Raw genomic sequence first — 18,475 nt, 5'->3', positions numbered from 1 at the left:
ATCGACTATAACCGACCGCACAATCGCAGCGGAATTTAGTGTGATGCACCACACAACACAGTCCGGCCTTACGGCCGATGCCACTCCCCCCACCAGGGGCGATCCATCCAGTGCCGCTTATGGCCGCCGGCCGGGCGGTCCTGCTCCGGAACCGCTCGTTCCTCCGGGGTGTCCACCGCTGGGTCACTGGGGACGGCTGTTGTTTCCGACTCGGGCCGATCCCCGGGAGCGCCTGCTTCACTTTGTGGTGCCGGTTCGGCGGGCGCGGCCGCCTTGCTGGACACGGTCCGTTCAGCCGGCGCAACTTCTCCAGGCACCGCTCGTTCGACGGCGGCGGCCGGTCCGCTTGTGACGGCACCTGTAGGTTCGGCCGCCTCAGCCGCGGCCGCAGTCGCCGGCGCAGCTGCCTTCTTGGCTGCGGTAGCTACGGGTGCAGCCGCCCCGGTGGCAGCGGAAGCTGCTTGGCTGACGGCGCCATTGGCAGCCTCAGCGGCCCCCTCAGCGGCCACCCCTGCTTCCCGGACCGCGCCAGCCGCAGGTACAGCCCTCGTCTTGGACCCGGACGCTGCCAAGACAGTCCTTTCCACCAAGGTGGCAGATTCCGCAGGAGCCAATGGACCGGAATATGGCTGGGACCCTTGGGCGTGGCGGGAATCCGCATCGCCGGAAACCGTGGAACGGCCAAACTCGGGCGCCCCGTCATCAACGGCAGCAACAGCCGAGGAGGACGCCGCGGATGCCTGGAGGTCGGACCGCCCTGTGGCCACGTCCTGGGAATCCGCCTGCACAATGGGAAGCGCCCCGGTCACAGCCAGACCGGTAGCGGCTGCCGTCAGGCCGGCGAACGCGCCGATGCGGCGGAGGCGGACAGCGGATGGCGAATCGGCGCGCCGCCGGCCACGGCCGCGGCCGGCGTCGCCGACTTGCACTGAACCGCTGGAATCTGCGCGTCGGCGTCCATGGGCTGGGGGCATCCTCATGGGAGTCCTCTCTACACGCCTGCGAAGTTAGCTGTCGGATTCGAGAGAGAGTACATCCCGGCGCGGCCAGCAGGCAGCGGAACACTGCAGGAAGCTGGCCACACTTCACCCCAAGGCGCCAATGGCGCCAGCGATGGTTCCTCCACCCCTGTCTGTGAAATTGAACGGTCAGGTACGCTGACAGGGCTCGGCGTGCGGACCCGGCCATACCTTGATGTGCGGCATGGCGCAATCAAACGTATCGGCCCAGCGGGAATCGTTACAAATTCGAGACCTGTGGTGCTGCTCACATCCTTGAGGACATGACGTAGGGGCCGGGCGCGGGCACCCGGGCTGCTGCGGATCGTCTTCGACCTGTCCGAGCCATTAGCGGTGTTGCGGCTTCACTCCGGTGAAAACGCGTTCCGCAACGCCTCCTCCGCTTCACGGCTCAAATTCGTCTCGAGGAGCTCTGCCTTCGTACCGGCGAAGGGCTCCTTAACCCTGTCCATCACGGCTTCGGTCGTCAGGAGGAACAACGCCGACGTACCCGGCGTAACCTTCTCACGAACGCGTTTGATGAAGGAGTCGTCGATACCCACGTCGGCAAGGGAACCTGCCAGCCCGCCGACAGCAGCACCCACGGCGGCCCCCAGCAGCGGAATAAAGAACAGCAGGCCGAACAGGAAGCCCCAGAACGTTCCGCCCAAGGCCCCGGCACCGGCCAGATTATTCAGCTGACGAGTCTTGGGCTTCTTTTTGCCGGCCGGCCAGGACACAACTGCGGCGTCGTGGATCTGGATGAGCCCTTTGGTTTGCAGGTCCAGCAAGACCCTTTCTGCCTGCTCGGCCCCGGTTTCGTCTTCGAATTTCCACACTGAGAGAGTTGCCACGGATGTTCCTTTCCTCGTCTGTCCACGGCGTGCCAGCCTGCCTCAATCCTGTGCCAGCCAGCTGCTGATGCGTATCACCCGAAGAGGGTGAGACCAAAGGTGGGGTGGCCCGCGCGTCCTTGACGGGCCGCGGCCTGGCCGCCCGCCGCCGCGGCCCTGGATGGGGGTAGGATCCACACTGACCCGGCCAGCAGAAGGGAACATGCCATGGCATATATCTTCATCACTGGTTCCGCCGACGGGCTCGGCCGCGCCGCCGCACGCACCCTCATGGACGAGGGCCACGACGTCGTCCTCCATGCCCGGACACCTGGGCGCGCCGCCGACCTCGCCGACCTCGCCGCCCACGCGGCGGGCATCGTCACCGGCGACCTGGGCAGCGCTGATGAAACCCGCGCGCTGGCCAGCCAGGTGAACGGCATTGGCCGCATGGACGCCGTCATCCACAACGCCGGCATCTTCCTGGAGCCGACGCGGGCCACGACGCCCGAGGGGCACGCACGGACCCTGGCCGTGAACACCCTGGCCCCCTACCTGCTTACCGCACTGATGGACCGCCCTGAGCGCCTGATCTACCTCAGCAGCGGAATGCACCGGGGAGCCGGCGACTCACTGGATGACATGGACTGGACCGCGCGACGCTGGAATCCCAGCCAGGCGTACTCCGAGAGCAAGCTCTACGTCACCACGCTTGCCCTCGCGCTCGCGCACCGCTGGCCGCACGTGCTCGTCCACGCCGTGGACCCGGGCTGGGTGCCCACTAAAATGGGCGGCCCCGGCGCGCCGGACGACCTGGAACTAGGGCACCTCACGCAGACGTGGCTCGCCGTCAGCAAAGAGCCGGCCGCCATGGTCAGCGGCGGGTATTGGCACCATCGGCAGCGGCACATACCCGCCCCGGAAGCCCTCGATCCCGGGTTCCAGGACCGGCTCCTGCACCGGCTCGCGGAACTGACCGGCGTCGAAGCGTCCTGATCCGACGCTCCGCAACGCTCAGCGCGACGGTTCGAGCACCATTGCCGAGCCGCCCCCGCGCCTCACGGGCTCTGCCGCGGCGACCATGCTTCCGTCGGACCTGAATTCGATGGCCGTCGCTGCGCCGATCTCTGCCGCGGAGCTGAACGCGTCCCCCGACGGCGTGAGCTTGTGGCCGTACGGTTCCAGCCCGCTGCCGTACACCGCGATGAACGCCGGTTCGGCCGTCACGCTTTCGGTGTTTCGTTGCGCCGCACGCGGCGCCGCGATTGCGTGCGAAATATCCATCCCCAGGTCCACCCGGTTCAGGATTGTCTGCAGGACGGTGGTGATGATTGTCGAGCCGCCGGGCGAACCGAGCGCGAGGAAGGGTTTGCCGTCTTCGAGGATGATGGTCGGCGACATGGAGGAGCGGGGGCGCTTCCCCGGGTCGATCCGGTTTGGGTCGGCCGGGTCATACACGGTCGAGAAGTCGGTCAGCTCGTTGTTGAGCAGGAACCCCCGGCCCGGCACGACCATGCCGGAGCCGCCGGTCTGCTCGATCGTGAGCGTGTACTCGGCGACGTTTCCCCACTTGTCCGCGACCGTCAGATTGGTCGTCGAGACGTTCTCGGTGTCCTTCTCGCCGGACGGCGCCGCGGCGGCAGCCGGGCACACGCCGTCGTACGCGGATACATCCCCGGGTGCGACGGGCTTGGCTGCCGCCCGCTGCGGATCGATCCGGCACGCGCGTTCCTTGCCGAACAGCGGGTCCGTGAGGGAGGCGGTGGGGACCTGGACAAAGGCCGGGTCGCCCACGTACTTGCCGCGGTCGGCGAACGCGAGCGCGCTGGCCTCGAGGTAGTGGTGCAGGGCGCGGGGCGTGGACATCTCGGAAAGATTGACCGTGTCCAGGATGTTCAGCGCCTCGCCGACTGTGGTTCCCCCACTGCTCGACGGCGCCATGCCATAGACATCCAGCCCACGGTAGTCCACGTGCGCAGGCGCCTGATCCAGGGCCCGGTAGGCGGCAAGGTCCGCCGTCGTCATGCCGCCGGCCGGGACGGGCAGGGTCGTGCCGGCTGCCTTCGGCGGCTCCTGGACGGTGGCCGCGATCTCCGCCGCGAGCGGCCCGCGGTAGAAGGCCTGTGTGCCCTCCTTGGCGAGGAGCCGGTACGTCTTGGCAAGGTCGGGGTTCCGGAAGGTGCTGCCGACGGCGGGCGCGTCACCGCCCGGCAGGAAGAGGCTGCTCGTCGAGGTGAACGCCGCGAAGCGGAGCTGGTTGTCGAGGGTCTGCTGGCGGAACGTCTCATCGACCACGAAACCGCTGGTCGCGACGTTGATGGCAGGCTCGAGGGCATCGCCGAGGCTCAACGTTCCCCAACGGTCCAGCGCGCGCTCCCATGTGGCCGGCGTGCCGGGCACGCCTACGGAGACGCCGCTGGTGACCAGCTCCGGCGTGAAGCGGTACGGCTTGCCGGTCGCCGGGTCGATGAACGCGTCATGCGGCATCGCTGCCGGTGCGGTCTCTCGGCCGTCGATGGTGCCGACCTGACGGGTCTTCGCGTTGTAGAACACGAAGTAGCCCCCGCCACCGATCCCGGCACTGTACGGCTCGGTCACGCCCAGGGTGGCGGCCGCTGCGACGGCGGCGTCGGCCGCGTTGCCGCCCTGGCGGAGGACTTCAATCGCCGCTGCGGATGCTTCCGGGTCCACGGTACTTACCGCGCCGCCGTACCCCATGGCGATCGGGGCCTTGACGGGCTGCCGCTGGGCAGCGACCGCGGGGCTGACGACGGCGCCGCTGGTCAGACTCATAGCCAGAGCCGCCGTCATGGCAGCGAGCCGGCGTCCCATATGTGGCATGGTCACTCCGGGGTGAGGGTACGGATTGCCGATGCGGGCCACGCTACTCCCCGCAGTACGGGCACTCAATACTGCCGAGCCCTACCAAGAGAACTGAACCGCCAATCAACCTCGGGTCGCACACCGGACCTGACCTGCAGAGGGTGTCTCTATGCGGAGGCTATTGCGCCGGAGGCAGCTTGGCCTGCTCCACCAGTTCGGTCATCCACGGCCGGTGCCCGCGGCGGAACACCATGCCCTCGGGCAGTCCCTGGACGGAGGCGGTGGAACCGGAAATGTCGATGGTGATCCGGCCACTGGCCATGGGCGCATTGGTGATGTGCAGGTCGCCGTAGGACTCCGGCAGCACCGGGTCCAGCCACATCCCGCCAAGGGACACGTGCGCGTCGTAGCGCATCAGGCTTGTCACCAGCAGGATCGGCGCGGCCGCGGCCCAAGCCTGCGGCGAACACGCCGTCGGATACGGCACCGGCTGGCCGAACCGTTCCCGGTCAAAGCCGCAGAAGAGCTCGGGCAGCCGGCCCTCCGAATACTCGGCGGCCTCCAGCAGGGCCGTGGTGATCCGCTGCGCCTGCTCCACGAAGCCGTAGCGCACCAGACCGGCTGCAATAATGGCGTTGTCATGGGGCCAGACCGAGCCGTTGTGGTAGCTGACCGGGTTGTAGGCTCCCATGTCGGAAGCCAGGGTGCGCACGCCCCAGCCGCTGAACATCTGAGGGGACATGAGCTTCTCGGCCACCAGCGGCGCCTTGTCGTCGTCCACCAGACCGAACCAGAGGCAGTGGCCCATGTTGGAGGCGCAGGCGTCCACCGGGCGCTTGTCCCTGTCCAGGGCGATGGCGTAGTAGCCCTTCTCGGGTAGCCAGAACTGCTCGTTGAACCGCCGCTTCAGCCGCGCCGCGCGCTCCGCCAGCCGGGCGGCCAGGGGCGCATCGCCGGCGTCGTAGGCCATCCAGGCCCGGGCCATGTAGGCAGCGTAGACATAGGCCTGCACCTCGCACAGCGCGATCGGCGGCTCGGCCAGGGTGCCGTCGGCGAAGTTGATCCCGTCCCAGGAGTCCTTCCAGCCCTGGTTGATCAGCCCCTGGTCGTTCAGCCGCCCGTACTCGACGAAGCCGTCGCCGTCGCGGTCCCCGTAGTTCTCGATCCAGTCCAGCGCCCGGTCCGCGTGCGGCAGCAGGGCAGCAATGGTCTCCCTGGCGAACCCCCAGCGGCTGACGGCCCCGAGCACGCTCACGAACAGCGGCGTCGCATCGATGCTGCCGTAGTAGGCGGACCTGCCGCCCAGGGACAGCCCGCTGGAGACACCGAGCCGGACCTCGTGCAGGATCTTGCCCGGCTCCTCCTCGCTGGCAGGATCCACCACCCTGCCCTGCCGCTCGGCCAGGGTCTGCAGCGTGCCCAGGGCCAGCGACGGGTCCACCGGCAGCGCCATCTCCGAGGCACAGAGCGAGTCCCGGCCGAACAGGGTCATGAACCAGGGCGCCCCGGCGGCCACCACCACCCGCTCCGGATGGTCCGGGTCCTCGATCCGCAGCGCGCCCAGGTCGTCATAGCTGCGCCGCAGGGTCCGCTCGATCGAACGGTTGCCCATCTGCACGACCGGGATCCTGGCCACCCACTCCTGCCGCCGCCTGTCGCTCGGGGAGAACCCGCCTGCCTCCGGGTGCTCGAACGGCGCTGCGGGGCTTGTGCCGTCGACGGCGGGAACGACTCTGAGCGCGGTGGCCCAGTGCCCGTGCGGCGGGATCCGGACCCGGTACGTCAGGGCCTCCGGCGTGACGTCGGCACCTTTGGCCGTAACGACGACGCTCTTGCGCACGTCCTGCCAGGCCCCCCGGATGGTCAACGTCCCGTCCCCGGGCTGCCGGGTCTCGTCCCACTGCCGCTGGATCCGGGCGTCCTTCACCTCGAACAGGTCCGCGAAGTCCGCTTCGACGCTGAGCGAGACCACACACTCGACCGGCTCCAGCGAGTAGTTCCGGACCGTGATCCGCTCCAGGATGCCGGCGCCCACCTCGCGCAGCCGCTCCACGACCAGCGGGCTGTCGGCATAACCGTCCGCACGGACCACCCTGCCTGCGAACAGCGCCCGGTACGGCTCCTTGGTTTCCGCCGCCAACGGCTCCAGCGGCTGGCCATTGACGCTCAGGCTCCAGCCGGACAGGATCCGCGTGTCCTCGAAAAAGACCCCGTGCGGCAACTCGGGATGAATGTCCCCGTTCGGCAGGGAGATACAGAAGGACGAACCTTCCACCAACGTGACCGTCCCGGCCCCCAGCGGCCCGGCCGCCGTATCGGCATTCCATCCAGCCATGTCCGGCTCCTCCACGCGGATTGGCACGGTACGGCAGCGCGCCGGTCCCCGGTCCGGGTGGCCGCGGCCACCGCCGTCGTTCTATTCGACGCTACGCCCGTCGGCTCCCCGCGGCCAGAGCCGACGGATCCGGAATCCTGACCTGCGCACCTTGGGCGGGGCCCTATTTCGAAGACCATGACGTAGCCTGGCCAGATCAGCGACGGCAAGACGTGTCCATTTCGAGGCAGACAGCAATAGATTTGCCCCTGCCCTGAACGTTGCTGCCGGCGCTCCAAACCACCAGCTGCCGAATGGTAGGAACTGAACCGCCACTGTCCCATTGGATTGCGGCGAAGGCTGCTCGTTCTGCTCCGGGCCGGAGAGGCAAACTGCTGCTGGTCCCCTGAGAACGGCAGCCAGTGACGGCGCAACTCGCCGGGTGCAGATTCGGCCCGGTGGCGGAAGGCCGGCACTGCCGAAGCGTCCGGGTGGAGCGTACGCTGGGCCGCATACTGCGTTGCAGCGATCGAGAGCAGGCTCCGCATGGTGACGGCGACGACGATACTGGCGATCATCATTGTCTGGAGCGCCTTCTCCAAGCCGCTTGACCGCCGTGGCATCACCTCGGCCCTGTTCCTGACCGCTGCGGGATTCGCCGTCGGCGCATCGACACTCGGCCTGTTCGACATCGCGCTGGAGGCCGAGGTGGTCGAGCACGTGGCGGAGTTCGCGCTCGTGCTGCTGCTCTTCAGTGATGCCACCCGGCTCGATCTTCGCTCACTCCGCCACGAACTGGGCTGGCCACGCCGCCTGCTGCTGATCGGCCTGCCGCTCACGATGCTCGCCGGGGCCGGGATCGGAGCCCTCGTCTTCCCGGGCATGGCGCTCGCGTCCGCAGCCCTGCTGGCCACCATGCTGGCTCCGACCGATGCGGCCCTGGGCCGGAAGGTCGTCGCCGACACTGCCGTGCCGGCCCGCGTGCGGCAAGCCCTGGACGTGGAGAGCGGCCTGAACGACGGCCTCGCCGTACCCTTCTTCCTCGTCGCACTCGAGATCGCCAACGCCGAACTGACGACCGGCGTCACCCAGGCTGTCATCAGCAACATGGCCGCCCAGATCGGCTGGGGACTCACCGGCGGACTGATGGCGGGCATCCTGGGCGGGCTGCTGTTCCGCGCCGCCAACCGGCATGCGTGGATGAGCCCCGACTGGCGGCAGGTGATAACGATGGCCGTGGCACTGCTGGCCTACGCCCTGGCACTGACACTCGGCGGCAGCGGCTTCATCGCCGCCTTCGTCGCCGGCATCGCGTTCGGCCGGGCCTCGGACGCACGCGGTTCGGAGGTCACCCTGTTCGCCGAGGAGTCGGGCGACTTCCTGGCCGCCGTGACCTGGATCGGGTTCGGAGCGCTGGCCTTGACCTGGGCCGTCCCGCTCATCACCTGGCAGGTGATCCTCTATGCGGTGCTGAGCCTGACAGTAGTACGCATGGTTCCCGTGGCTATCGCCTTCGCCGGCCAGCGCGTGAAGGCCCCGACGACGGCGTTCATCGGCTGGTTCGGCCCGCGCGGCCTCGCCTCACTCGTGTTCGCGCTGCTCGCCTTCGAGCGCGGCGTCCCCGACGGCGAGGCCGTGTTCACAACCGCCGCCGTAACCGTAGCCCTCAGCGTCATCCTGCACGGACTGACTTCGGTCCCGCTGGTCGCCGCCTACCACCGCTGGTACGAAGCCCACACGGCCGGGCATCCGGCGGCGGCCGAGGCCACGCCGGCGACCATGCCCCGCCGGCGGCACCAATTCCCCGTCATCGGCACCATCGGACGCCATCGCGGCGGCACGGCGGACTGAGCCGGTCCGGGGGCACAGTTCCCCGAAGTTCCGGGGAACTGTGCCCCCGGCTGAGATCATGCGCCCAGATGCGCCAGTTCCTCTCCCATCGCCCGCGCGAAGATTGCTCCGGGCACGTTCTCCGCGTCGAAATGGATGCCGCAGCGTAGCCGGCCGGCGTAGGAGACTGCCGCGACGCCGAGCCGGACGTTGGCAGCGAGCACGGCGACCGGCCAGAGCGCAACAACCGGGGCACCCGCGAGGCGAAAGCCGCCTGCCGGGCCCGGCACATTGGTGACGAACCCGGCGACAAGATGCTGCCGCCGACCGACACGTTCCATGATGCGTGCGCCGATCGGCCCGCGCATGAATTCGAGCGTTCCCTGCTCCCTGGCCCGGGCCTTCTCCTCCCGGGTCTGCTCCGCAATGAGCCGGACACGGACGTCAGGCTCGACGTCGCCGAGGGGCAGCCGCACAAGCATGACCCCGACCTGATTCCCCGCTGTCCCGCGGCGCAGCAGCGCGACCGGCACCGAGACAGGCAGCCGGGCGGGAATCCGCTCGCCTGCGGCGGACAGCACCGCCCGGTAGCCCGCCGCCACTGCAGCCAGCAGGGCATCGTTGACCGTGGCACCCAACGGCCGGACATGCCCCTCGAGCGCGGCGAGGCCGGCGTCCAGGAAGACGACCCCGCGATGCAAACCCAGCTCACCGAGCAGCACCGTGGGGCCAACCTCACGACCGCTGAGGGTTATCCGGATGCGGCGCAATCCGTAACGGATCCGCCCCAGGACATGCCGCACGTCGCGGGGCCGGGCTTTCGGCGCCGCGTGGACAGCAGGCACCTCCGTTGGCGTCCCCCGCGATACCACGGGGTCGAAGAGCCGCTGGATGATCCCGGCCGCCGCCATCCCATCCGCGACCGCATGGTGGATGCGCAGCACGACCCCAACCGCTCCCACGGCCGCACCCGGCACCACCAGAATCTGCCAGAGCGGGCGATCCAGTCCCAGCGGCACATTCATCAGCTCCCCGCACATCTCCTCGAAGCCGGCGAGTCCGTCGACGGCTCCGGCGAGCCGGATGTGGTGGCCGAGGTCGGGCTGCACCTCGACCCAGCGGTGCCGGCGGCCCGCGGCGACAGCCACCTTCCGGAGCTGTGGCAGCGTCGTGATCCGCCCGCGAAGGCAGGCGCGCAGGGCGGTCAGGTCCGGGCTACCATCGGGACCGACGAAACCGCCCGGCGCCAGCAGACCGGCCACCAGGAACACGTTGACCTGGCCGGCGTGGTCGAGCACCAGATTCGCCTCATCGACCGCCGCGAGCCGGCGCGCCTCCGGGAGCATGCCCACAGGGTAGCAGCCGGTCCCGCCGGCCGGTGAGGTCCGGCCAGGTCCCCGGCCCGGGTGGCCGCCCCGCCGCGGGTGCGGGGCAGGCTGCCCGGGGCCGGGATGCGCTCGCGCCCGTGCCGCTCGGTGGACTCGATGATCCGCGCCATCGTGGCCAGGGTCTCGACCGGATAGAGCTGGTTACGGCCTTGACACCGATTGGGCGCTCTCGAGGGTGAGGCTGTCCCCGTCACGGGGCTGGATCCGCCTCGCCCTCACCACACCGACGACGAAAACGGCGGCGACGGACAGTAGGAGAACGGCCGATAGTTCGTTTGTCCCACCCACGAGGGTATTGAAATTCAGAATGATCACCGTGAGGGTCGCACCCATGGCTGCGAGGGAAAGTGCGGGCGCAACCAAGGAGTTGAACAGGTTGGCATCGTCCGCCTTGTTCCGCCGGAAGTAGACCAGGACGGACAGCGACACGAGCAGGTAGGCGGCCAGCAGTCCGATGACCGCAATCCCGCCGCACCAGCCGAAAACGACGGCAATCGGGTCTGCCTGCAAGAGGGCGAATACGGCAATGATGCCGGCGGCCCCGGCCGTCTGGGCCACGGAGGCCACGACAGGCGCCCCGGATTTCGGATGGACGCGGCCCAGCGGGTTCGGCAGGACTCCGCCGCGTCCCAGGGCAAAGAGGTAGCGCGCGATTCCATTGTGGAAGGCAAGAGCAGCCGCAAACGTAGACGTGACGACGAAGATGCTCATGGCCACGGGTGCCCAGCTGCCCAGGTATCTGTCGCCCAAGGCGTAGATGAAGGACGCGGTGTCACCGGATTCGAGGGCCTTTCCTGCTTCGGCGACAACGTTTCCCGGCCCGTAGCCCACGGTGATCATCCACGTCGTAAACGCGAAGAAGGCCATGATCAGGAGTACGGAGACATAGGTGGCTTTGGGAACCGACCGGCGCGGGTTCCGCACTTCCTCACCGAAGACGGCTGCCGCCTCGAAGCCAAGGCTGGACGCGAAGGCAAACATCAGAGCCACTCCCGGAGCCCCCGCGACGAGGGCCTCGAAGGAGAATACGCTGCCCATGGCGAGCCCTTCGCCGGCGCCGCCCTGGATGGCCACCGAGGCGGCCATGGCAAGCATGACGCCCCACTCCCCGATCAGCAGGATTCCCAGCACCTTGGCGCCCAGTTCCAGCTGCAGGTATCCGAACACCTGGACGACGCCGATGAGGGCCAGCGACGCAGCCCACCAGGGGATGTCGCTGCCCAGCAAGGGATTCACCATGGCCGTGGACACGGCCCCGAAGAAGCCGTAGATGGCAATCTGCACCGCGGTGTAGGCGTAGACGGCGATGCCGGCCACGCCGGTGCCGGCGGTGGTCCCCAGCCCCTTGGCGGCATAGGCGTAGAGCGCTCCCGCATCGGTGACGTGGCGGGACATCAGCACGTAGCCGACGGCAAACAGCAGCAGGACCAGCCCAATGGCGATGTAGGCGAGGGACACGCCGATCCCGTTGCCGATGACGATCGATACCGGAACGGCTCCGGTCAGGCCGATCACCGGACTGGCAGCGGCCAAGACCAGGAAAACGATGCCGGCAACGGAAATCGAATCACGCTGCAGATGACTTTCAGGCGCAGCCTTGAGGGCGCCAGGAGTCGGTGTAGTGCTCACATTATCCTCCTCGATAAGTGATGCTGAAGGTATGCACCGGCCGAGCGGCCGCCAGGACCGCGTCAGCCGTTGATGATCTGGGGAACGCTGACGGCTTTGAGGCCCTCGACCCCGAACTCCAGCCCGTACCCGGATTGCTTCGCTCCGCCGAAGGGAATCATCGGGTTGACCATGCCATGTGAGTTGATCCAGACAGTGCCGGCCTCCAGACGGACGGCGACCTCACGGGCGGCGGCGGGGTCGGAGGACCAGACCGAGGCGCCAAGCCCGACGTCGAGCGCGTTTGCCATGGCGATGGCCTCGTCGACCGTACTGTAACGGATGATCGGCAGGGCCGGACCGAACTGTTCCCCGGCCACCAGCGGGTGGTCGTTGTCGATGTCGGCAACCAGCGTCGTCGGGTAGAAGTAGCCTGGCTGGCCAGCATCGGGACTGCCGCCGGTGAGCACGCGGGCGCCGGAGTCCTTGGCGGCCTGGACCAGGTTGGCGACGATGTCGAACTGGGCTTTGTTCTGCAGCGGTCCCAGGACGTTGTTTTCATCCAGCCCGACGCCCATCGGCATGGCCTTGGCCACGGCGGTGAGCGATTCGCAGACGGCATCGTAGATATCGCTGTGGACGTACAGGCGCTTCAGGGCGGCGCAGGTCTGGCCGGTGTTGATGAACGCACCCCAGAACAATCCCTCGGCGATCGCCTGCGGATCGGCGTCGGGCAGGACGATGCCGGCGTCGTTGCCACCCAACTCCAAGGTCAGGCGCTTGACCGTGTCCGCCGACGAGCGGATGATCGCCTTGCCGGTGGCGGTGGAACCCGTGAACATGACCTTGCCGATGGCAGGGTGCTCGGCGAGGCGTGCGCCGACCTCGCGGCCGCCCGGGACTGCGTTGAGCACGCCCTCGGGAAGTTCGCCGTTGATGACGTCGACCAGCGCCAGCACGCTCAGCGGGGTGTACTCGGACGGCTTCACCACCACGGTGTTTCCCATCCGCAGGGACGCCGCAACCTGCCAGACGGTGATCAGCATCGGCCAGTTCCACGGACCGATCGCGCCGACGACGCCGATGGGCCGGTAGTGCAGCTCGGCACGCGTTTCGCCGTCGTCCACCACCGTTTCAGGCTCAAGAGGCGTTGCCGCAGCAGCGCGCAGCCATGCAGCACAGGCTCCGACCTCGAAGCGGGCGTTGGGACCGTTCAACGGTTTCCCCTGCTCGCGGGAGAGCAGGCGTGCCAGTTCCTCGGCGGAACGCTCGATCGCGTCGGCCGCACGGTTCAGGCAGGCAGAGCGGGCGGCATGCCCCAGGGCGGCCCAGGCCGGCTGCACCACGCGTGCCGTCTCGACGGCTTGGTCCAGGTCCTCGACCGTGTGGACCGGCGCTTCACCAATGAGATCGCCGGTTGCGGGATCGTAGATCGGACGGCTGCCCTCGAAGGCGGCGGCCGCGGGCGCGTCGGCGCGGTTCGTGGCGGAGGTGCTGATGCTCATTGTGCTCCTTGGAGGTGGGCTGCAGGCCGGGGGCGCCTTGCGATGAATGTGGAGTGGCGGCAGATTGTGCCCGGTGTCACAAGGTTAGGGTCCGATCCATCTTTTTTCCACACTTGTCGAATAAAGGTTTTCCCTACTGCCCTTCCACGGAATGGGGGGCTATGGGCCGTACGGCAGGAGCGACAACGTAAAGGAAACCCTCATTTCCTGTTTGCTGCCGGCCCCATAACATGCAGGAAAAACAGCCTCTGGAGGTCCCCATGCCCTACCCCGCCAACCATCACCGAATGTTCCTGACCTGCTACATGGACACGTTCCATTACGGCTGGCACCACGTCGACCTCTTCGTCCATGACGAGCACGACCACGAGGTCAACTGGGTGCACTGGACCGTGGAAGAAGACGGGCCGGCTGCCGCGGACGCGTCCATCCAGTGCGTGGAGCCCAAGCTCCGGCGGACATCGGAGTGGAAGCACGGCTTCAGCGCCAACGGGCTGGAGTACTGGACGGCCGACGCCGCCTGGGCCTGACAGCCGGCAGCATGGCCAAAGGCATGGAGCCCGCCCCTGAGGGGGCGGGCTCCATGCCTTTGGCGTTTGTTCTGCGCCCTAACCGGCTGGATCCTGCACAGCTGCATCTTTGGTACCGGCGAACCGGCGCTGCAGCCGTTCGCCGGTCCGATCCGGATTAAGGAAGAGGATGGAGAGGATTCCGGCCAGGAGCAGCAGGATCCCGGCAATGGCAAAGGACTGGTTGACGCCCGCGGTCATGTTGGCAATCATCTGAGCGGTGTCCTTGGTCCCCGGTGCCGGAGTCCGGTAACCGGCCTGCTCCATGAACATTCCCACCGCCGTCGGCGAGACGATCGCGCCCACGGAGGCCACACCACCCAGCACCGCCATCAGCACCGGACGCTGCTTCGCGCCGACAGCGTAGGCCATGGCGCTCGGTGCCATCGGGTAGATCACGCTGCAACCGGCCGCGATCGTCAGCAGCAACACGGACGAGGCACCGGAAGTCGCTGGCAGCATCAGGAAGGACAGTCCCGCGAGGGCCAGGCAGGCGCCGAAGGGAACAGCGATGGACACCCGGACACTGTGGCCCCGGCGCATCAAGGACCGGCCGAGGAAGCCGAGACCGAGCAGTGCCAGGGCACCAAAGATCCAAGGAAAGGTGGTGAACAGGGCAACCATCTCGGGTGGCAGGCTGACGGCTCCTGCGAGGTATTTCGGTGACCACGTGGTCAGGAAGCCCTGGGTCCAGAAGTTCGTGAAGCCGGCAAAAACCGCGATCAGGAAGGACGCGCTCAGCAGGATGGCGCGCCACGGGACCGGCTGTTGCAGCTCATAGCGCCTGGCTCGCTCGTCTGCGGCGGACGCTGCGGGGTCAGCACCGTCCCGATCGGCAGGCGCACCCTCAGCATCGCCGAGGGCGTCGGCAACTGCCTTCCCTGCCTTCCCGGCGAACGGCCCGTCGGCGCCGAGCTTCCACCACACCAGGACCCAGGCCAGTCCGAGGACGCCGAGGGCGCCGAAGGCCCAGCGCCAACCGAAGTAGCTGATAACGAACGCCAGGAACGGCGCGGCAAGCACCGGACCGAGGGTGGAGCCGATGGCGATCAGGTTGCTTGGCAGGACCCGTTCGGCTGGCTTGAACCAGGAATGTGCCGAGGAGAGGCTGACGGCGGTGGCCGGACCTTCCGCACCACCAAGCAGGATCCGGGATACCAGCAGGACGGCTGCCCCGCCACCGAAAAGCATCGGGAACTGCAGGACAGCCCAGGCCACGCCCATGGCGAAGATGACCCATTTGATCGACGTCCGGCCGGCGGCCAGCCCGATCAGGACCGAACCGATCGCATACAGAAAGAAAAAGGCGCTGCCGATCAGGCCGAACTGGACCGTGGAAATCCCCAGGTCCGGAATCGCCTGGTAGGCCACCAGTCCGAGCACCGCCTTGTCTGCGAAGGCGACGATCTGGAAGAGAACCAGCATGATCGTGACGGTCCAGGCACGGCGGTTCATCCGCCCGGTGCGCAGGGCCTCCCCCAGTGTCCCGGCGGACCGGGTGTTAATTGTTGTCATTGAATACCTCGTGGTTAAGTTGACGCGCCGGCCCCGGGACTGGGTGCCGGCGCCGGTTCTGTGACGCCTGGAACACGATGGGCGCCTCTACGGCGGCCGATATTGCAACTTCCCTGCTGCCTCGGCGGGGAGTTCCTGCCTCGGGGCAGGTACTGTCACGTTTGGTTCGGCGCAGCCGGAGCATGTGTCCGGAGCACCGGCTCGAGCCACGCGGCGACGTCGAACAGCCGGCTTTCATTGCCCGGCAGGCCGACCAACTGCAGCCCCAGCGGCAGTCCATCGCCATCCCTGAGGCCCGGCACGGTGACCACGGGCAAGCCCATGGCCTGCCACGGGCGGCTCAGCACCGGATCCCCGGTCGCCGCCAGGCCGGCCGGCGCCGCTCCAGGGGCGGCCGGAGCCAATACTGCATCGAAGCTGCGGATGCGGGCGGTCACCTCGAGCCGGGCGGCGGCGATTCCGGCTGTGGCCTGTGCGTATTCGACAGCGGGCAGTGCCCGGCCCCGCGCCAGCAACTGCGCCAATGGAGCACTGATTTCCGCGTCGCGGCCGTCCAGTTCCTCCCGCAGGCGTACTGCTTCGTAGGCCATGACGACGGCGTGCAGTTGGGCCAGGTCGCGGATGGCTCCGCTGAATCCCAGGGACTCCACCCAGGCTCCGCGGGGCCGCAGGACGGCCAGGACACGCTGGAACCCGGCCTGCATGCCTTCGGAGATTGATGCAACGTCGCTGCCGTCCCACAGTAGGATGCGTGGTGCCCTGACCTGACGGGGTTCATCGTCGACACCCGCGATGGCCGTCCAGGCAGTGCGCACGTCGTTGACGCCGGCGGCGAGGAAGCCGATGGAATCAAAGCTGTGGCTCAGTCCGGTGACCCCGTCGGTCGGTACCGTCCCCGGCGAAGCCACGAATCCCGCGACTCCGCAGTAGGCGGCCGGACGGGTCAGGGAGCCGGCCGTCTGGGTGCCGAACGCAAACGGGACCATTCCCGCGGCCACCGCGGCGGCCGAACCGCTGGAGGACCCGCCGGGCGTGTGTCCCGGCCGGTGCGGGTTCCGGGTCGGTCCGGGAGCGAAGTAACCGTATTCGGTGGTCACGGTCTTGCCCAGGACCACCCCGCCCGCCCGCCGCAGCGACGCGACGCAGGCCGCGTCGTCGCCGGCGGGCAGCGCCCGGTGACGAACCGTGGAACCGCAGCCGGAGGGTGTTCCGGCAACGTCAATGATGTCCTTGACCCCGGCAGGTATGCCCCACAGCGGTCCGCGGACCGGAAGCGGCACACGTTCCAGTGCCTCGGCGGCGGCCAATGCGCCAACTACGTCGACGGAGACCCAGGCGCGGATGCCGGGCTCCAAGGCTTCGACGCGGTCGAGGCAGGACCGAACGATACCGGCCGGCGTCACCTCGCCGGATTCCAGCTGACGCACCAGCGCTGTCAGCGACAATGTGCGGGTCGTGTCGGTCGTCGTCGGCACGTCGTCATACCCCCCCGGGTCAGACGGCGACGCGGTCGCCGAGCGGATCCACCCGCACAAAGTTGCGGTTGAAGTACACGAGGCCATGGCTGGATTCGTTCACGGCAACCCTGTCCACCTTGATGAACAGCACCGAGTGGGAACCCTGCCCGGCCATGCCTTCGATCGTGCCGATGACCTTCACATGTGCGTCGGAAAGCACCGGCACTTCCTGTTCGTCGTCCCAGATATTCCACGCGAAGCGTTCCTCCATGGACACTCCGGTCATTCCGGAAAAATGCCGCGCCAACTCTTCGCCGTCACCGCTGAGGACGTTGATGCATACCTTGCCGTTGCTGCGGAAGATATCGTGGGCGGCGCTTCGCCTGTTCACGCAGACCAGCAGCGTCGGCGGAGCGTCCGTCACTGAGCAGACAGCACTTACGGTGATCCCGATGCGTCCATGGGGCCCGTCGGTGGTGATGATGCTGACGGCTGCGGGCAGGTGCGCCATGGCCGTGCGGAAGTCTTTCTGGATTTGGGTCAGCTGGTTCATGATTTCCTCCTGGTCGGATGAACCGAATTTATGACCGGCAGAACTGCTGCAACATCCCAACTTGCTCTAGGCCTGCGATGCGATTGCCCTAGTGGCGTAGGTAATTTCCTTAGCCGCGAATTCATTGACGGTTGATTAGCCGCATGCCTAGTGTCAATTGGTGCGCTGAGGCACGGTTGGCCGTTTCAAGGCTGATAGGGAGAAAGACAATGGAAAATCCGGATGCGATCGTCTATATCGTCGACGACGACGAGGAGCTGTGCGCATCGCTTTCGTGGCTTCTGGATTCCGTGAGCATCCCGTCCCACAGCTTCAACGACGTTTCCTCCTTCCTGGCCGCCTACGATCCGGCCAGGCCGGCCTGCCTGGTCCTGGACGTCCGGATGCCGCGCACCGGCGGCTTCCAACTGCAGGAAACTCTGAACCAGTCCGGATCGCCCGTGCCGATCATCTTCGTCTCGGCACACGGGGATGTGCGGATGTCCGTGAAGGCGCTGCAACAGGGCGCCGTGAATTTCCTGGAGAAGCCGTACGATCCGCAGCAAATGCTCGATGTCGTGCAGGAAACGCTGGAACTGGCGGTGACGCGATTCGCAGAAGATGCCGAACGTCGTTCAGTCCACGAACGTCTGGCCTCCCTGACAAAACGTGAACGCGAAATCCTGGCCTTGGTCATTGACGGCTTGCCCAGCCAGAACATAGCGCGCAAGCTTGGCACCAGCGTGAAGACCATCGATGTCCATCGCGCCCGGATCAAGGCAAAAACGAATTCGGAAAGCATTTCGACTTTGGTCCGTGACGTTCTGAAACACCGGATCGACTTGGCCCCTTGATCCGCAGTGCCGCTGTGGTTAATCACCGCCGCCCGCGGTGAAACCGCTGCGGGCGGTCTTGAGTGTGCACCCGGATGAGGACGGGGTCTGCCCCGGCCGCCTGGCCGCCGGCCAACTTCGGCGGAATCACAACAGCCCCGGCGCTTGCTGCCGCAACGGACAGCAAGCGCCGGGTGAATCGTCCGGTGTTGCGCCAGCTAGCCCCGTTCCGGATCGAGGGCGAAGTTGTAGGTGACTTCCTTGCCACCG

General features: G+C 67.5%; 14 protein-coding genes and 1 riboswitch. Of the genes, 4 read left to right on the top strand and 10 right to left on the bottom strand.

Features of this window, described 5'->3' with window-relative positions:
* Nucleotides 1-832: 832 nt before the first annotated feature.
* A complete protein-coding gene (locus LVY72_RS24450; RefSeq protein WP_269092652.1) occupies nt 833-961 on the bottom strand; it encodes a hypothetical protein in 129 nt (42 codons plus the stop codon).
* Between the two features lie 21 nt (nt 962-982).
* A riboswitch (cyclic di-AMP (ydaO/yuaA leader) is annotated at nt 983-1,157 on the bottom strand.
* Nucleotides 1,158-1,363: 206 nt separating this feature from the next.
* Nucleotides 1,364-1,852 (bottom strand): DUF1269 domain-containing protein, encoded by a 489-nt coding sequence (locus LVY72_RS17565; protein ID WP_237823435.1) that lies wholly within the window; start codon nt 1,850-1,852, stop codon nt 1,364-1,366.
* 207 nt (nt 1,853-2,059) lie between these two features.
* On the opposite strand from LVY72_RS17565, the gene LVY72_RS17560 reads away from it, so the two are divergent.
* On the top strand, nt 2,060-2,827 hold the full coding sequence (locus LVY72_RS17560) for an SDR family NAD(P)-dependent oxidoreductase (RefSeq protein ID WP_237823432.1): 768 nt from the start codon (nt 2,060-2,062) through the stop codon (nt 2,825-2,827).
* An 18-nt stretch (nt 2,828-2,845) separates the two neighbouring features.
* On the opposite strand, the gene ggt is transcribed toward LVY72_RS17560, so the two are convergent.
* Nucleotides 2,846-4,672, bottom strand: coding sequence for a gamma-glutamyltransferase (ggt, locus tag LVY72_RS17555; protein ID WP_237823394.1), 1,827 nt, complete (start codon nt 4,670-4,672; stop codon nt 2,846-2,848).
* Between the two features lie 160 nt (nt 4,673-4,832).
* Entirely contained in the window at nt 4,833-6,989 is a 2,157-nt protein-coding gene (locus tag LVY72_RS17550; RefSeq protein WP_237823391.1) for an amylo-alpha-1,6-glucosidase, read from the bottom strand.
* Between the two features lie 525 nt (nt 6,990-7,514).
* Between LVY72_RS17550 and LVY72_RS17545 the strand changes: the two genes are divergently transcribed.
* The gene (locus LVY72_RS17545) at nt 7,515-8,819 is read left to right on the top strand and encodes a cation:proton antiporter (protein ID WP_237823388.1); all 1,305 of its coding nucleotides are present in this window, start codon (nt 7,515-7,517) and stop codon (nt 8,817-8,819) included.
* Nucleotides 8,820-8,875: 56 nt separating this feature from the next.
* On the opposite strand, the gene LVY72_RS17540 is transcribed toward LVY72_RS17545, so the two are convergent.
* The 3 genes from LVY72_RS17540 to LVY72_RS17530 all read right to left on the bottom strand — a co-directional run bounded on the left by LVY72_RS17540 (nt 8,876) and on the right by LVY72_RS17530 (nt 13,299).
* On the bottom strand, nt 8,876-10,144 hold the full coding sequence (locus tag LVY72_RS17540) for a wax ester/triacylglycerol synthase domain-containing protein (protein WP_237823385.1): 1,269 nt from the start codon (nt 10,142-10,144) through the stop codon (nt 8,876-8,878).
* A 183-nt stretch (nt 10,145-10,327) separates the two neighbouring features.
* Nucleotides 10,328-11,815, bottom strand: coding sequence for an APC family permease (locus LVY72_RS17535; RefSeq protein ID WP_237823382.1), 1,488 nt, complete (start codon nt 11,813-11,815; stop codon nt 10,328-10,330).
* A 62-nt stretch (nt 11,816-11,877) separates the two neighbouring features.
* Nucleotides 11,878-13,299 (bottom strand): aldehyde dehydrogenase family protein, encoded by a 1,422-nt coding sequence (locus LVY72_RS17530; protein WP_237823379.1) that lies wholly within the window; start codon nt 13,297-13,299, stop codon nt 11,878-11,880.
* Between the two features lie 260 nt (nt 13,300-13,559).
* Here LVY72_RS17530 and LVY72_RS17525 point away from each other — a divergent pair, with 260 nt between their 5' ends.
* Nucleotides 13,560-13,829, top strand: a complete 270-nt coding sequence (locus tag LVY72_RS17525; RefSeq protein ID WP_237823376.1) for a hypothetical protein — start codon at nt 13,560-13,562, stop codon at nt 13,827-13,829.
* A gap of 78 nt (nt 13,830-13,907) precedes the next feature.
* On the opposite strand, the gene LVY72_RS17520 is transcribed toward LVY72_RS17525, so the two are convergent.
* From LVY72_RS17520 to LVY72_RS17510, 3 genes are all read right to left on the bottom strand, one after another.
* Nucleotides 13,908-15,383, bottom strand: a complete 1,476-nt coding sequence (locus tag LVY72_RS17520) for an MFS transporter (protein ID WP_237823373.1) — start codon at nt 15,381-15,383, stop codon at nt 13,908-13,910.
* Nucleotides 15,384-15,538: 155 nt separating this feature from the next.
* Nucleotides 15,539-16,858: an amidase gene (locus tag LVY72_RS17515; RefSeq protein ID WP_237823370.1), complete on the bottom strand. Its 1,320-nt coding sequence runs from the start codon at nt 16,856-16,858 to the stop codon at nt 15,539-15,541.
* Nucleotides 16,859-16,877: 19 nt separating this feature from the next.
* Entirely contained in the window at nt 16,878-17,393 is a 516-nt protein-coding gene (locus LVY72_RS17510) for a flavin reductase (RefSeq protein WP_237823367.1), read from the bottom strand.
* 209 nt (nt 17,394-17,602) lie between these two features.
* Between LVY72_RS17510 and LVY72_RS17505 the strand changes: the two genes are divergently transcribed.
* The gene (locus LVY72_RS17505) at nt 17,603-18,226 is read left to right on the top strand and encodes a response regulator transcription factor (protein ID WP_237823364.1); all 624 of its coding nucleotides are present in this window, start codon (nt 17,603-17,605) and stop codon (nt 18,224-18,226) included.
* The last annotated feature ends 249 nt before the right edge of the window (nt 18,227-18,475 follow it).

Origin of the sequence: Arthrobacter hankyongi, from assembly GCF_022012395.1 — a bacterium.
GTDB classification, from domain to species: Bacteria; Actinomycetota; Actinomycetes; order Actinomycetales; family Micrococcaceae; genus Crystallibacter; species Crystallibacter hankyongi.
The sequence above is the reverse complement of the archived record's forward strand: the minus strand, read 5'-3'. Positions and strand labels throughout refer to the sequence as shown.

Coding starts and splice junctions, on each gene's coding strand:
- LVY72_RS24450 (WP_269092652.1), bottom strand. CDS start 961: ATGGACGCCGACGCGCAGATTCCAGCGGTTCAGTGCAAGTCGGCGACG.
- ggt (WP_237823394.1), bottom strand. CDS start 4,672: ATGCCACATATGGGACGCCGGCTCGCTGCCATGACGGCGGCTCTGGCT.
- LVY72_RS17550 (WP_237823391.1), bottom strand. CDS start 6,989: ATGGCTGGATGGAATGCCGATACGGCGGCCGGGCCGCTGGGGGCCGGG.
- LVY72_RS17505 (WP_237823364.1), top strand. CDS start 17,603: ATGGAAAATCCGGATGCGATCGTCTATATCGTCGACGACGACGAGGAG.
- LVY72_RS17520 (WP_237823373.1), bottom strand. CDS start 15,383: ATGACAACAATTAACACCCGGTCCGCCGGGACACTGGGGGAGGCCCTG.
- LVY72_RS17560 (WP_237823432.1), top strand. CDS start 2,060: ATGGCATATATCTTCATCACTGGTTCCGCCGACGGGCTCGGCCGCGCC.
- LVY72_RS17530 (WP_237823379.1), bottom strand. CDS start 13,299: ATGAGCATCAGCACCTCCGCCACGAACCGCGCCGACGCGCCCGCGGCC.
- LVY72_RS17525 (WP_237823376.1), top strand. CDS start 13,560: ATGCCCTACCCCGCCAACCATCACCGAATGTTCCTGACCTGCTACATG.
- LVY72_RS17545 (WP_237823388.1), top strand. CDS start 7,515: ATGGTGACGGCGACGACGATACTGGCGATCATCATTGTCTGGAGCGCC.
- LVY72_RS17540 (WP_237823385.1), bottom strand. CDS start 10,144: ATGCTCCCGGAGGCGCGCCGGCTCGCGGCGGTCGATGAGGCGAATCTG.
- LVY72_RS17510 (WP_237823367.1), bottom strand. CDS start 17,393: ATGAACCAGCTGACCCAAATCCAGAAAGACTTCCGCACGGCCATGGCG.